The organism is Limnothrix sp. FACHB-406 (assembly GCF_014698235.1).
In the GTDB taxonomy this organism is placed as follows: Bacteria; Cyanobacteriota; Cyanobacteriia; order CACIAM-69d; family CACIAM-69d; genus CACIAM-69d.
On sequence record NZ_JACJSP010000019.1, the window covers coordinates 1 to 14,460 of the forward strand.

Sequence of the window (14,460 nt, forward strand, 5' to 3'; positions counted from 1 at the left end):
GCTACTAGATAAATTGCGATATTTGCAAGTTGTACTCGGTCGCTATGGCTCAATCAGTCATTGGAGCTATGATTTACTGCCAGAAACTCTTGTTGCCTAGAATATGAAGTTTTGTGTTTAGATTCAACACTTCTGATATTTTTGGTCTGCATATCTCTCATCTTCTTGGTGATCTAAGCACCATTCCAAGCAACAGTTGCGCCACCAATCTAGGCACTTCAGTCCTTCATGGTCTCGTCGGAAGAAAATCCACCCAGCATTGTATAGACCGTACGACTTTGACTCTTCTAGCTTCGGAGGAAATCGATGAGGAGTTAAGGCAATGGAGCTTCCATCTAACTCTGAGTAGACAGGGCTAAAAGCAGATAAGCAGTACTGATCTGCATCCAGATAAGTCAAAGCACTTACATGCAAATTATGGTCAAAGATGCACTTCAACAAGCATGATTTGGCGGTGAAGTAATATTCAACTAAGGAGCGATTTGACTTGGAGTTTAAAAACTGATGATCAGTGGATTCAAGCTGATCTAGTCTGATTAGTTCAACATTGGCAAGCTTGAGTTTTTCTAAAATTGAGTAACATATGTCGCTAAGACAAAGAATGTACATGAACGCATTCTTATTGCACCGAGTTAGCGAATCATAGAGAGCTAGTCCTTTAGATAGGTAGCGATGGTCGAAAAGAGTGCAAAAGTGGTACATGGTTAGTCAGGTTTTTTGGAAAATTCAACAAAAATCGAATTCCTTATGAGATCGAGTACTGATCTTTTGCAGCGTTAAATGTCTGCAGTAAACCATGATCCAGAGAAACTCGAGGTTTCCAATTATATATTTCGTACGCCTCATGATTGGATAGTATGTTGACTTTCACATCATCCTCTCTTCCCTGAACGAACTCTTTATCAACTACTGTTGATGATATTTCTTCAAGCTTATTAATGATTTCAATTGTCTGGTAGCCCTGAGCCGATGAAATATTAACGGTAGATGAGTAAGGTGATTTGGCTGCCAGTACTAGCGCATCAACTACGTCATCGATAAAGATATAGTCACGGATTGCATAGCCCTGGTCATAAACGCGCAGAGTTCGGTTTTCTAAAATACAGCCAATGGTTACCGCTACAATACCTTGGGTACGCCAGGAATGCTGTCCAGGGCCGAAGGGATTTGAGATTCTCAAAATATTGAAGGTGATTGGTGTGGTTCTTTCATAGAACTTGAGATAATTTTCAATAGTTAATTTACTTTGACCGTAAGCGGACTTCGGAATACAGGGGTGATCTTCTGTAATCGGTGTAAACTGCGGCTCACCGTAGATTGTGCCTCCTGAAGAAGCATATACGATTTTTTTAACTCCAGCATCTACGCAAAGCTCAACTAGGCGGATGGTTGGTAAAAGATTGGATAGGAGATCGTAGACCCCACTTTTTTGAGTATGGCTAGGAAATGTAGTTGAGATTAGATGAAAAACAGTTTCAACACCTTGGAGGGCTTGAGCAAGAGCAACATCATCCAGGAAGTCACCATAGACAATATCCAATCGGTGACTGATATCTTTAATGCGACTTAAAGACATGGTTGGACGGGTATATATCCTTGGATTAGCACCTTGCTTGACTAGAGACCGCGCCAAGTTGCCACCAATGAAACCTGCTCCTCCTAAAATCAGTGCTTTTTCCATATCTACTTTCTCCATACAGTTTTGTATCTAAATGAAATTTAAAGCATGGAGAAAGCCAGTGTCAGATTGATTCATCATGGAAGGTCTGTAAGTAGCTTTGCAAAGGTCAAGTCTAGGGAGTGATAGATAGTTAATCTACAAGCCCAACCTAGTTTACAAATTATCTTCTCCACTGATCATATAGCCTTTTAAATGCTCTGGTGTCTGCCAATTCACTCGTGGATCTGGAGTATGGTAGACCGGCCGAACGGTACCTCGCCAGGCAATTCCCATAATCTGCATCGTTTGGTAGATCATAGTTTGCCAGCCTTGACTACGAAGGTAGTGTAATCCTTCAGCAACTTCAGGGGAGGCTAAGTCATGGAAGACGATTGCAGCGTCGGGGGCAGCAAATTCTACGCAGGTTTGTGCATCTAGTAATGGACCGGGGTGATCATGATTACCATCGATGAAAATCAAAGACCAAGGGTAAGATCTAGTTGATGCCAGATCTCGGACAGCCTGAGGACTATACCCAGGAATCAGGTGAACCCTTTCCAAAACACCAGCGGAATGTAGTGATTGAGATACAGATTGTTGAAATTCGGGGTTGAATAGGATGGGGTCAATGACATCCAGTAAGACACCTGCCAACGCCAAGTGACATGCTGACCAACCCATCCAGCATCCAACTTCTAGGGCAGGCAGTCCCCGGAACTGAAGTGCTATGTTATGCAGAAGTACAGCCTCATCGCGACTTAGGAAACCAGTGCTAGTCGCTCGGGAATCTACATACCAGTTATGTGGAGTGTCTCTCCGAAAATATTTCCAGGTCACCAATTCTTTATTGCCAAGAATCATGTGAGGAAAACACTTGTCTGGCTGTACTACCTCTAGGTTTGGACTGGAGTAATCATAGCTTCTTAGTGAAACCAATGTCTTCCCCCACTGTAACTGAAAAGCAAGGCTTGCAGCCCTCTCTGCAGTTGTGGCTTGATTGCGCTGTTCCAGCAGACTTGACAGCTGTCGATAGACGAAGTAGTTAGTGGGATCTTGCAGCAACTGGTCACGTAAATCTTGCTCAAGTCCGCACCAATTTCTTACTTCAGAAGCAGACTTGCTATCTATCGCAAATGTGTTTTGAGCAACGAACTCCAGGTCTTGATGACTTTTTCTGAGTAGGGCGCTCCAATCTTCTGGTGATAAACTGCTGCGAAATTCACCAAGAGTCTTATCAGTTGCTAATGTTAGTGACATCAAGAGCCCGAGTTCGTCAAATGACGTGAATTCTCCCGAAAGGAGCTGTAGGGTGCCACTGGTGGGACTGTATCGGAAAAACTCTAGGACTTTGTCAAGGAATAAGCCGTTGTAGTTAAGATAGAGACGAAATAGGAAGTCCCAGTCTAAATGAGAAGCTGGTGCGCCCATTTCAATTCCTTTCCATCGGGTTAGTGGTAGACACCGCTTTCGGAATAAAAGACCGCAGAAGCCACCAAGTGAATATCCACTTACCCAATGATAAAGCAACTTTCTCGATCGTTCTTTGAGTCCAACAGTCTTAATTAAGTCTTGAATAGATTTCGGAAGAGTCACTAAAAAGTCATTTTCAACATCTTTTTGTGAAAGAGCATGAGAAACACGTTCAAAAACAGGTTGAACCTTGCAGACAGTAAAATCCGTATCAGTTGATGCTAGCAACGGAGCAGTCATCTGTGCAACGAAATCTGGGGACAGATAATCATCGGCACATTGGAGTTTCAGGATTTCGCCGTTAGCCAAAAGAATGGCACGACGGAAGCTTTCGTTAGCTGAAATGGTTGTTTCCGAACGGTATAATCTGATCCTCGAGTCAAGATTGGCATATTCAGCAGCAATCTCCCAAGATCCATCAGTGCTCCCATTGTCACTGATAACAATTTCCAGGTTTTCATACGTTTGAGATTGAATTGATTCAATTGTCTGCCTAAAAAATTCAGATTTATTGTACAGGGGTATACAGATCGAAACCAAGGGATACTGAGAGTTCCGCTTCATAGTGAGGTGGTTTTACTTACTTGTATGTAGCTTCATGGGTTTGCTCGCCAATAGAATTGATTCGATAATTTATCCCTGGAAAGTTTTGTGGTGAAACTTGTGAAGTTATGATTCTCATCAGTGAAAAGTTGTCTACCCGTAAAGGCTTTGACTTGCTCGCTGTCGCCGAAATACTCCTACATTCATATTACCATCTGAAATGTCTCTTCAACCCTTCATCTAAAATCTAATGGTGGGTAGTGCATGTGAAATAATGATGGACTATGAAGCGATGGGCAATGAGGCGTTGTAGTGGTGCATGAATCGCCAAATTGCTGCTTCGTGATTCACCAAGGATTGGGAAAAAGATAGGGTATGCTGAACTAAACGACTGATCCGCTGACCCAAGGTGTTATTCAATCGCTCCACGTAATTGGTTAATTCGGTCTCTTTGCCTACAGGTCGATGTTGCTTTCTGGGAATCACAGTTCGATAGGCTTCTCAAAAATCGGTATAGCGGACTGCACATTGGCGATAGCCCCCCCGGTAAGCCCTCCCACAGCTTTTGGGCTAACTGGGCTGAACGATTTCCCATGGATATTCCGACCACTTCGCGAGTCACGGCATCCAAGGCCAGCCAGATTCAGACTTTCTGCTGCTTGGAACCGACAAATGACCAAAGCTCGTCCAGTTGTAGAATTAAACGGCCTTTTTTTTGGGGCGCACTTGCGCCTGACGAGGAATGCGACCGGCCTCGACCGCCACATAGGATTCAATCCAGGATTCAGAGACCTGTGCGACCCGCGCAATCGCGGACTGGGAGAGGCGTTCTAGGAGCAGACGATCAATGAGGGCGATCTGCTCAGGTGTGACTCGTTTCTGGGTGGGGTGCTCAATGAACTGACGGTCACAGGTTTTGCATTTGAAGCGTTGCTTGCCGTTGTGGATGCGACCATTTTTGACCGTGTGGCTGGATTGGCATTGAGGACAAGCAGGCATGAACTGGAGCTATGAATGATGACTTCTAGACTGGCATCATTACTTCAAAGGCACTGCCAAATGTTGTTCGATAAGTGATGGATTGAGAATTTGGCTTGCCTCGTCGTCAAAGACAGGCTTTACAGTACATACAGAAAAGTCAGTCTCAGGTGACTTGAGAAGAGGCTGCACCATTGTCGAGATGAAGTCTGGTTCGAGATAATCATCTGCACACTGAAGCTTTAGAATTTTACCGCGCGCTAAGAGAAGCGAATGACGAAAGTTTTCACCAGCTGATATAGTTTGACTGAGGTGGTAGTACTTGACTCGCACATCAGCGCTGGCGTACTCCAGTGCCAGTTCTGAAGATCCATCCGAGCTTCCATTATCACTAATGACTATTTCAAAGTTTTCGTAAGTCTGAGATAGTATTGATTCAACTGTTTGTCTAAAGAATTCAACCTTATTGAACAAGGGAATACAAATCGAAATCAGTGGTAACTTTTCAGTGGTGCTCATGGGTTAACTCCTCGCGTTTACTGTCTCAGTTACGCATTAAGGCGAGATTCCATAAAATTGTTTTTCTAATAGATTCTTTAATATTGACTGTTAAGTCAAGCTTTAATTCTTTGGAAGCCAAAGAAGTGTCTGGGACTAACTTGGATCGCTTGAGTTTAGTTATCTCTGAAGAGCCAACTGTTATCTCGGGCGGATTCGCAAAGTTACTGCAGATGATGGATGCCAATGACTTTAGAGTAATGCCGTGTGAACTACCTATATTGTAGCTAGCTCCGATTCGTCCCTTGACCAAAGCTACCAGGAGCCATAGAGCCATATCACTAGGATACATGTAACTCCTGATCGTTTCGCCATCTCCTAAAATGCGAATCTCACTCCCCAATAAACTGTCTCGAATAAAATTATTAATTGCCCAAGGTCTATCTAGAAGTTGGTAGGGGCCAATAAAAGCAAAAGGACGGGCATTGACTACCGGTAGCCTATGTTGATTTCGGTAAACAGCACACAAAGTTTCTCCCATCTGCTTTGCTTCTGCATAGGCAGAGTTAATGGAAGTAAAATCTAAGACTCCACGAAAATTCTCAGGGGTAACCTCCATCTCTAGAGGTTGTAGGCCATAGACTAAACCAGAACTGATGTTGAGAAATTTTTTTAAGTTTGGCAAACGAGTTGCTGCCATCAGAGCCGACTCTGTTCCCTTGATAATGACATCTATTATCTTCAATGGATCTGAAGCATGAAGACGGCTATCTGGGTTTGCAGCAGCGTGGATAATCCAATTTACGTCACTGGAAATATCCAAAAAAGCGCGAACATCTTGCTCTACAAGCAAGATATCTTTTCTCAGTGCCAGATGTGGAGCTTTAGCGCTGAAATTATAGGCTCGCGATGATAGCAAGACTAATTTTGTGTTAAAGCCATAGGCATCATTCAAGAATACGATCAATTCGGTTAGCCACGTTCCAACAAAACCGGTGCCTCCTGTGATCAGGATACACTCACCTCTTAATACAGATAAATCATCAACAAAGTTCGCTGTTACTCGATCACAGTCCTCTTTGATAATATTAATCAAGTCTTGCCTCACCTGGTAGCCCCTCCAGTCATTAGATTCATAACTATTTCGATGATTAAATCTTCTTGACCTGCTACCACCTTACGACGACCAAGCTCAAGAAAAACATTCTTTGGATTCACTCCATATTCCCTGGAAATACGCTCAACATGCTTAGCGAATCCTGAAAAAACTCCAGATAGTCCGCTGATAACGCTAATAGATTGGATGCTGGGAATGACGGACATTAATTCTTTTTCAGCAATGTCAGCTGCATCTAGCATCTTGTATAAGTCAACACCTGTTGAAAATCCCATTTTTTCTAAGACAGCGACTAGGACTTCAAGCTGGGTGTTACCTGAACCAGCACCAAAGCCACGTGCTGTGCCGTCCAAAATAGTGGCTCCTGCCTGGACGGCCGCTATTGAATTAGCAACTGCCATTCCCAAATTATTGTGTCCGTGAAAACCCACTGGAATAGTTAAGTTTGTGACTAACTCTGCTATTCTTTCAGTGACATCGCAGGGAAGATAAGTGCCTGCTGAGTCCATAATTATAATAGCCTCAGCACCATAAGATTCCATTTTTGATGCTTCTTCTGCTAAAAGTTCTTTTGATGCCATGTGGCTCATCATTAGGACTCCATAAACTTCTTTTCCTTTATCCCGAGCATAACCGATATGTCGCTGAGTAATATCAGCCTCGGTGCAGTGAGAGGCAACTCTGACCAAATCTACGCCAATATCTATAGCTGTTTTTAGATCCTTGTTGATTGTGGCAAAACCAGGAATCACGTGGATGCTCAATTTTGCATTGACCAGGTTTTGTCTAGCTACCTCTAGAATTTCGTGATCACTGATCAAACTTTCTCCTACTTGCAGAGAAGAAGCACCAAGTCCATTGCCATGTCCAACTTCAATGATAGGGACACCAGCAGCATCGGCTGCTGATGCATAGAGAGCTACTTGTCGTGCGCTCAGTTGATGACGGACGGCGTGGTTTCCATCTCTTAGAGTAGGGTCACTAATCAATACAGTTGACATAAGGCTCCTCTACTGCATCACAGTTGTCGTCATAGCTGGAAATCTTAATATATTCCTTTGCGTATTTTTCGGCAGTGGCGATTGCGGCACAGTTAATAATATCCAGATTGCCGGCATACGTTGGCAGGTAGTCACCCAGCCCTTGAACTTTGACCGTCATGATAATTCGATCATTTTCAAGCATGGGAGGTACAATAAGCTGGTATCCAGGAACATACATCCGAATACTGTTAACCATTTCGTCAACAACAGTCTTAAGTTTATCCAGATCAGGATTTTTGACTCTGGCAAAAATAGTAGTTTGCATATCAATACATGGCTGTGCCGGATTAAGTATAAGAATTGCTTTAGCACGGTTGCATCCCGAAAAATTTTTAATACCCTCTTCCGTTGTTTCGATATATTCATCAATATTTGCACGAGTAGCGGGGCCAGCACTCCGAGAAGCAATACTAGAAACAACCTCTATATACTCAACGCTTTGGTGAATACGGCCTACAAGATAGGCTAGAGGAATAGAAGCTTGCCCACCACAGCTAACCATATTAACGTTTTTATACAAATTACATTTTTCTATATTTACAGCCGGAATACACATTTCACCAATTTTGGCAGGTGTCATGTCAATTACAATCTTACCCAGCCTTTCCAACAAAGACCAGTGATGGATGTGATCTTTCGCTGATGTGGCATCAAAAACCAAATCACAACAATCTGGTTCTTTAACAATAGCTTCGATGCTAAGGTCAGAAATTCTCACCCCCAGGCTATTAGCCTTTGCCATACCGGGAGATGCCATGTTACGTCCAATAAATAGGGAGCACTCAAGGAGGGGTGATCGCATGATCTTGACCAGAAGATCTGTACCGATGTTGCCACTACCGAGTATTGCTACCTTTAGTTTGCGCATCTTATCATCTCCTGATTTTCGGGCATTTCCTATTTCTTACTATTTCGTCTTACCAATTACACGATTTTTTCGCGAACGCAATTTCCTAAATATTCTTCGCGAGGAAGGAAAGGAAACATATCGTCATACGGCATCGATACCATTCTGCCATCATCCATCTTTTTAGAAGCAACTCTTGGAATCAGTAATTGATTCGGCGGTGTCATTACCTCACAGACTAAAGGCCCCTGATGATGGATAATCTCAGATAGTTTTTCATCCAAGTCACAGAGTCCCGAGATTCTGATGAACTTAATTCCATAGGCAGATGCAATTTTTTCCATATCGGGACAGCTCACACCGCTATCTTTATCAACTCCAATGAATCGCCCTTCTTGAAAATTTCTCTGAGTGAGGCGAATCAGCAAGTAACCATTGTTATTGAGGACAATTAATTTAATGGGTAGATCATTCTGAAAAATCGTTTGTAGCTCTTGGATGTTGAACTGAACTGAACCATCACCAGTGATACAGAATACTTCTCTCCCCTGATTAGCAGTTGCCACTCCGATAGCCCCAGGCATATATCCCATTGTAGATAAACCACCTGTGATGATGTGTCGTTGTCCAAATTTGACTTGGAAAGCCTGTGCAAAAACATGAAAGCAAGAGCCAGTATCAATCAAAAAGGACGAGTCCTTTGACACTTCTTTGGATAATCGGCTCATGAAATGATAAGAGTTAACACCGTTTTTCTCTTGTTGATATTCCGGTAAATCAACAGGGTATTTTTGTTTCCAGACTTGAGTTTGCTTCCTCCACGAAGAGTTATCAAGTTGATAATCGCCTAGTTTTTCAAGCAGTAGGTCTATAAAAAGTTTTGCATCAGAGCAAACTGATATATCGGGTAAAATAGAAGGCTTTATAAGCTCTTGTTCATCAACATCAACACAAATTTTTACTGCGTAACGTGCAAAATCTTGAAAGTCATAGCCAACAAGTCCAATGCCTAAGCGACAGCCGATATTGAGCAACAGATCGGAATTTTGAATGGTAAAGTTAGCTGCTCGGTCGCCATAAGTGCCGGGTCTGCCAACAAATAAAGGATGATGATGATCTATTAAATCCATTCCTAGTCTTGACGTTAAGACCGGAATACGGGTTTTATCAATTAGTTTGTGGAAGGACTCAATAGCGTTGGAAAGCCGAATACCAGCTCCGCCTAAGATGCAAGGTCTTCTGCTTTGGAGGATCGTCTCAGCAACTTGATTAACCGTTTCTGTTAGAGAATTCACTGATTGGTCTAGCACTGGGGGATTGAATCCCTCAAACTCATCAGGATCAAAATACATACCCTGAATATCAATGGGAGACTCAATCCACACTGGGCCCACACGATGGGAGGTCGCTAAATAAATGCACTTTTCGACTTCATATCTTATTCTTGATAAGTCATTGAGTATTACGGCATATTTGGTAACCTGCTCAAATATCGGCAGGGTATTGAATCCTTGGAGTGCAAATTGCCTAGGCCCTGTAACCATAGTTTGGGATACCTTGGATTGACCCGAAACGATGATACAGGGAGAAGAGTCTACATAAGCCCCTACAACTCCCGTTAGTGTATTCAATGCCCCAGGGCCAGCCGTGACGTAAGCAACTCCTAGTTTTCCTGTAAACCTTCCATAGGCTTCTGCTGCCATTACTGCGGATTGTTCGTGGTGACAGCAAACGAACTTCTGATTTTCATGCTGATACAAAGCGTCGGTCAGGTGCATAATCATGCCACCTGTGACTAAAAATACGCACTCCCCTCCTGCTTCGTACAGCTTATTTGTTATAAAGTCTGCAACTCGGGTTTTCATAAAAGACTCACTTTTGATTTGAGAGGAGAATGTAAATGATAAATATTTTGATTTTATTTTTCTTAAGATTTTCGTTTTATTTCACATAGATGATTTACCTGAGAATCCATGAGTAGCCACGCAATTGTTCGTCGAACCGCATTTACTAAATCAACTCTGGGCTGCAAGTTTAGTTCAGACAATGCTCTTTTACTAGATGGTACATAGCGGCTAGTTGCAGCGTTGGAGGCAGGACACTGACAAATTTCGACCTGAATATTTTGATGAAATATCTCTCTTACGACATGAGCTACATTGGCAATACTTAGAGACTCTTCAGAACCCACATTGTAAGGGTAGCAGGATTGACCTTTCAGCAAAATCGTCCACAACCAAATAACCAAGTCAGCCACATAAAGATAGGAGCGGTAAGGTTTACCATCGCCATTAACTAAAATGGAAGCACCTTGAAGTGCATCACGAATAAAGTTTCCTATTGCAAAATGGCTTTCTAGAGGCAAATGCGGGCCAACGAAGGCAAAGCATCTTGCAATTTTAGTCTCTATGTTACATTGCTGAGCATAAATTGTACATAATAGCTCTGCCATTCGCTTTCCTTCGCCATAAGCAGACTTGGCATCCATAGTGTCAGGTGCTCCCCGATAGTCTTCAGGGATATGGGTCATATCAGGTGGCTGCTGCCCGTAAACTGCCCCAGAACTAGTTAGCAAAAACTTCTTGGCCCCGCAGTGCCGTGCAAACTCTAGCACATGCCTTGTTCCCTGGACTATTGTATCTAACATCAGTAGAGGGGCTTCCTGATTTAGCTGGGCGCTTGCTTCTGTTGCCGCGTGAATTATATGGGAAAAAGCACCGTCAGGGAAGGAAAACGACCTGACATCACCCACATGAAACTCAATAGCCGGATGAGATACTAGGTGAGGGGCTTTTTTTGCAAATGCTGCTGGATTTCTGGTTAAGACCAGAGCCTTAACTTCTAGCGCTTGCTTATCGTTAGCCCAGACCAAGCTTTCTAATAGCCAGCGGCCGAAAAAACCTGTACCACCCGTAATGAAAATACGTTGTGATCGCAGGTCTTCCCACAGATCATGAGTAGTTTCAAGAATATAATCTAGGTCTTCTGCTAAGGGATTGATTTTCATACGTTGAGCGTTCTTTGTCTTTCAACTTTATAAACGTGCTGTAAAGTATTTAATTTTTTCGACAGCATATTCTAATGCTTCCTTTGTCAACCCTGGGAATGTACCCAGCCATAGTGTCTTGTCCATCACTTTGTCTGTATTTTGAAGCTCCCCAACAAATCGATAATTTAATCCTTGGTATAGAGGTTGTCGGAGTAAGTTTCCGCCAAAGAGTAACCGAGTACCGATCAAATTCTTCTCCAGATACTGCACGAATTCATTGCGAGTGAATGGTACGTTATCTCTTAGAGACAGCGGGAAGCCAAACCAGCTTGGATCAGCATCTTGGGATGATTCTGGCAGTACCAAGACATCCTCTAGCTCCTTCAACTGTTGATACAAGAAGCTAAAGTTCTGCTGGCGTTTTGCGATAAAGTCTGGCAACTTATCTAGCTGAGCAACACCAACTGCAGCCTGCATATCTGTCAGCTTTAGATTATAGCCAACGTGTGAGTAAGTGTATTTATGGTCATAACCAAACGGTAAGTCACCCAACTGCCAGTCAAATCGCTTGCGGCAGGTATTGTCTACTCCAGGAGGACACCAACAGTCTCGCCCCCAATCCCGAAATGACTCGACGATTTTCTTGAGCCGAGAGTCGCTTGTCAAGACAGCTCCACCCTCTCCCATTGTTATGTGATGAGCAGGATAAAAGCTAACAGTGGATAGATGCCCAAATGTGCCGGTTTTCCGACCTTTGTAGAGACTGCCAACAGCATCGCAGTTATCTTCAATGACCCAAAGTTGATGCTTCTCTGCAAAAGCTAAGACTGCATCGACATCAAATGGGTTACCCAAGGTGTGGGCAACCATAATTGCTTTCGTGCGAGTAGACAAGGCCAGTTCTAGCTGCGTGACATCTATATTGTAGCTAGGTAGGCTAATGTCAACAAAGACGGGAACGAGCTGGTTCTGAAAAATTGGGTTTACTGTTGTCGGAAATCCCGCAGCTACCGTAATGACTTCATCCCCAGGTTGCAAGCGGCGATCGCCCAATTGCTTTGAAGTCAGGGCACTCAGGGCTAACAAATTAGCAGATGACCCTGAGTTAACCAGTAAGCAGTGTTTTACACCAATCCACTCTGCGAATCGTTGCTCAAATAGCGCTGCGTAGCGCCCAGTGGTCAGCCAAAAATCAAGGGAAGAGTCAACTAAATTCAGCAGCTCTAACTCATCGAAAACTTTTCCCGACACAGGAACTGGTGTTTGCCCCGGAAGGAAAGGTTGCTTTGCAAATTTAAACTCATAAAACTCGGCAACTGCTGCTAGAACGCGAGATCGAAGCTCCTGTTCGCGGCCAAGAATGCTAGCGGAACTTTGTGTAGAGGCAATTTCGCTAGAAGTCATACTCGCTCGTCACTATCATCCTTAAGTTTGCCGATGGGTAACACCAACAAATTCTAAAATCTGTTCCTGCGTAACTTGTTGCATCTCTCGCCCGTCATAATACGCACGATACCATGAAACTGTGGACTCTACTGCTTGATTCAGAGACCATCGGGGTTTCCAATACAATCGCGATCGCGCTTTGCTAGAGTCCAGTTGCAATAATCCTGCTTCATGGTAATCCGGATTAATCTTGGCGATCTCAACTGTTCCTCCCCAAACCTCAGCAGCCAACTTTGCCACCTCGCCAACCGTCACCGTATCTACCGCATCTGGGCCAAAGTTCCAGGCTTCACAGAACTCCAGAGCACGGTCACCCAGTAATGCCTCTGCTAAGCGCAAATAACCCGACAGCGGTTCTAAAACATGCTGCCATGGACGAACTGCCTGCGGATAGCGCAACTTCAGTGGTTCAGCCGCCTGAAACGCCCGCACACAATCAGGAATCAATCGACCTGTCGCCCAGTCGCCACCACCAATGACATTTCCAGCCCGAGCCGTCGCCACTGCAATACCCTGTGGCCCCAAAAAGCTCGATCGATAAGCCGAAACTACTAACTCTGCACAAGCTTTGCTGTTGCTGTAAGGATCAAATCCCCCCAGGCGATCATTCTCCCGATAGGGATACACCCACTCCTGATTTTCGTAGCACTTATCCGTTGTAACCACGATAATCGCCCGCACCGAATCAACTAGCCGCGCCGCCTCTAACACATGGGCCGTCCCCATCACGTTCGTGGCATAGGTTTTAACTGGAAGTTCGTAGCTACGTTTCACGAGAGGCTGGGCTGCCAGGTGAAAGATTACGGTTGGTTGGGTCTGGCAGATGGCTGCTTCAATCGCAACCCCATCTCGAACATCAACCCTCAAATCTGATTCGAGGAGTCTCTCAAAACTTACCACTTGGTAAAGGCTCGGGTTTGTTGGTGGGTCAAGTGCTAAGCCAGAAACCCTTGCACCTAACTGATGAAGCCACAGGCATAGCCAAGCTCCCTTGAAGCCTGTGTGTCCCGTCACCAAGACCGATTGTTCTTGCCAAATAGCAGGGCTAGGATTCATGGCCAAACTTTCCAGGGCGCTTCGCCCGAGTCCCAAAGCTGCTCCAGATAGACCTTATCTCGCAGAGTATCCATTGGCAACCAAAAACCATGGTGATCAAACGCTTGCAGTTGACCTGCCGCAGCCAGAGAGGCAAGCGGTTCCCCTTCCCAGCTGGTGAGATCGCCCTGAATATAGTTGATTACTTGAGGGGATAAAATAAAAAATCCACCATTGATGCGCCCTCCATCACCCTTAGGTTTTTCTAGAAAACCCCTTACTTGATCGCCGTCACGTTCTAGTGCTCCATAGCGCCCAGGGGGCTGCACTGCCGTAACCGTAGCAAGCTTGCCATGTTGCCGATGAAAGGCAACAGAGGCAGTGACATCAATGTCTGCAACCCCATCTCCGTAGGTGAAGCAAAATTCAGTGTCATCCTGCAAGTAATCGGCAACTCGTTTTAGTCGCCCACCAGTCAACGTGTTTTCTCCAGTGTCTACTAGCGTCACTCGCCATGGTTCGGCATAACGCTCGTGGACTTCCATCATATTTTTAGCTATATCAAAAGTCACATCAGAGGTGTGTAGGAAGTAATTAGCAAAATATTCTTTAATTACGTATCCTTTATAGCCGCAGCAAATGATGAAGTCATTGATGCCATGGGTTGAGTAGATTTTCATAATATGCCAAAGAATTGGCTTGCCACCAATTTCAACCATTGGCTTCGGTTTTAGGTAGGTTTCTTCGCTAATACGGGTACCTAGTCCACCGGCCAGAATTACACACTTCATCAACTTTTAGCTTTTTTTCGATAGTTTATGATTTGGTCAAAGT

Annotated in this window: 11 protein-coding genes and 1 pseudogene; all 12 read right to left on the bottom strand. The window is 44.1% G+C overall.

Translation table 11 applies throughout. The features are described from left to right. Positions 1 to 745: 745 nt before the first annotated feature. The 12 genes and pseudogenes from H6G53_RS15360 to rfbF all read right to left on the bottom strand — a co-directional run bounded on the left by H6G53_RS15360 (position 746) and on the right by rfbF (position 14,417). The gene (locus tag H6G53_RS15360) at positions 746 to 1,681 is read right to left on the bottom strand and encodes an NAD-dependent epimerase/dehydratase family protein (protein ID WP_190534470.1); all 936 of its coding nucleotides are present in this window, start codon (positions 1,679 to 1,681) and stop codon (positions 746 to 748) included. A gap of 153 nt (positions 1,682 to 1,834) precedes the next feature. Then, on the bottom strand, positions 1,835 to 3,694 hold the full coding sequence (locus tag H6G53_RS15365; protein WP_190534472.1) for a glycosyltransferase: 1,860 nt from the start codon (positions 3,692 to 3,694) through the stop codon (positions 1,835 to 1,837). Positions 3,695 to 3,955: 261 nt separating this feature from the next. Further along, positions 3,956 to 4,672 (bottom strand): annotated as a pseudogene (locus tag H6G53_RS15370) (IS1 family transposase). A gap of 39 nt (positions 4,673 to 4,711) precedes the next feature. Next, positions 4,712 to 5,170 (bottom strand): glycosyltransferase family A protein, encoded by a 459-nt coding sequence (locus H6G53_RS15375; protein WP_190534476.1) that lies wholly within the window; start codon positions 5,168 to 5,170, stop codon positions 4,712 to 4,714. 25 nt (positions 5,171 to 5,195) lie between these two features. Continuing rightward, the gene (locus H6G53_RS15380; protein ID WP_190534479.1) at positions 5,196 to 6,257 is read right to left on the bottom strand and encodes an NAD-dependent epimerase/dehydratase family protein; all 1,062 of its coding nucleotides are present in this window, start codon (positions 6,255 to 6,257) and stop codon (positions 5,196 to 5,198) included. Next, positions 6,254 to 7,267, bottom strand: a complete 1,014-nt coding sequence (dmpG, locus tag H6G53_RS15385; RefSeq protein WP_190534482.1) for a 4-hydroxy-2-oxovalerate aldolase — start codon at positions 7,265 to 7,267, stop codon at positions 6,254 to 6,256. The genes H6G53_RS15380 and dmpG overlap by 4 nt, the downstream gene beginning before the upstream one ends. Further along, positions 7,248 to 8,177, bottom strand: a complete 930-nt coding sequence (locus tag H6G53_RS15390) for an acetaldehyde dehydrogenase (acetylating) (RefSeq protein WP_190534486.1) — start codon at positions 8,175 to 8,177, stop codon at positions 7,248 to 7,250. The genes dmpG and H6G53_RS15390 overlap by 20 nt, the downstream gene beginning before the upstream one ends. Positions 8,178 to 8,233: 56 nt before the next feature. After that, the gene (locus H6G53_RS15395) at positions 8,234 to 10,021 is read right to left on the bottom strand and encodes a thiamine pyrophosphate-binding protein (protein ID WP_190534489.1); all 1,788 of its coding nucleotides are present in this window, start codon (positions 10,019 to 10,021) and stop codon (positions 8,234 to 8,236) included. A 62-nt stretch (positions 10,022 to 10,083) separates the two neighbouring features. Beyond that, positions 10,084 to 11,163, bottom strand: coding sequence for an NAD(P)-dependent oxidoreductase (locus H6G53_RS15400; RefSeq protein ID WP_190534492.1), 1,080 nt, complete (start codon positions 11,161 to 11,163; stop codon positions 10,084 to 10,086). A 27-nt stretch (positions 11,164 to 11,190) separates the two neighbouring features. Next, entirely contained in the window at positions 11,191 to 12,549 is a 1,359-nt protein-coding gene (gene rfbH / locus H6G53_RS15405; RefSeq protein ID WP_190534495.1) for a lipopolysaccharide biosynthesis protein RfbH, read from the bottom strand. A 21-nt stretch (positions 12,550 to 12,570) separates the two neighbouring features. Beyond that, complete coding sequence (gene rfbG / locus H6G53_RS15410) at positions 12,571 to 13,647, bottom strand: CDP-glucose 4,6-dehydratase (protein WP_199309279.1); 1,077 nt, start codon at positions 13,645 to 13,647, stop codon at positions 12,571 to 12,573. Further along, positions 13,644 to 14,417, bottom strand: a complete 774-nt coding sequence (gene rfbF, locus H6G53_RS15415) for a glucose-1-phosphate cytidylyltransferase (protein ID WP_190534501.1) — start codon at positions 14,415 to 14,417, stop codon at positions 13,644 to 13,646. The genes rfbG and rfbF overlap by 4 nt, the downstream gene beginning before the upstream one ends. Between the last annotated feature and the right edge of the window lie 43 nt (positions 14,418 to 14,460).

Coding starts and splice junctions, on each gene's coding strand:
- H6G53_RS15360 (WP_190534470.1), bottom strand. CDS start 1,681: ATGGAAAAAGCACTGATTTTAGGAGGAGCAGGTTTCATTGGTGGCAAC.
- H6G53_RS15365 (WP_190534472.1), bottom strand. CDS start 3,694: ATGAAGCGGAACTCTCAGTATCCCTTGGTTTCGATCTGTATACCCCTG.
- H6G53_RS15375 (WP_190534476.1), bottom strand. CDS start 5,170: ATGAGCACCACTGAAAAGTTACCACTGATTTCGATTTGTATTCCCTTG.
- dmpG (WP_190534482.1), bottom strand. CDS start 7,267: ATGTCAACTGTATTGATTAGTGACCCTACTCTAAGAGATGGAAACCAC.
- H6G53_RS15390 (WP_190534486.1), bottom strand. CDS start 8,177: ATGCGCAAACTAAAGGTAGCAATACTCGGTAGTGGCAACATCGGTACA.
- H6G53_RS15395 (WP_190534489.1), bottom strand. CDS start 10,021: ATGAAAACCCGAGTTGCAGACTTTATAACAAATAAGCTGTACGAAGCA.
- H6G53_RS15400 (WP_190534492.1), bottom strand. CDS start 11,163: ATGAAAATCAATCCCTTAGCAGAAGACCTAGATTATATTCTTGAAACT.
- rfbH (WP_190534495.1), bottom strand. CDS start 12,549: ATGACTTCTAGCGAAATTGCCTCTACACAAAGTTCCGCTAGCATTCTT.
- rfbG (WP_199309279.1), bottom strand. CDS start 13,647: ATGAATCCTAGCCCTGCTATTTGGCAAGAACAATCGGTCTTGGTGACG.
- rfbF (WP_190534501.1), bottom strand. CDS start 14,417: ATGAAGTGTGTAATTCTGGCCGGTGGACTAGGTACCCGTATTAGCGAA.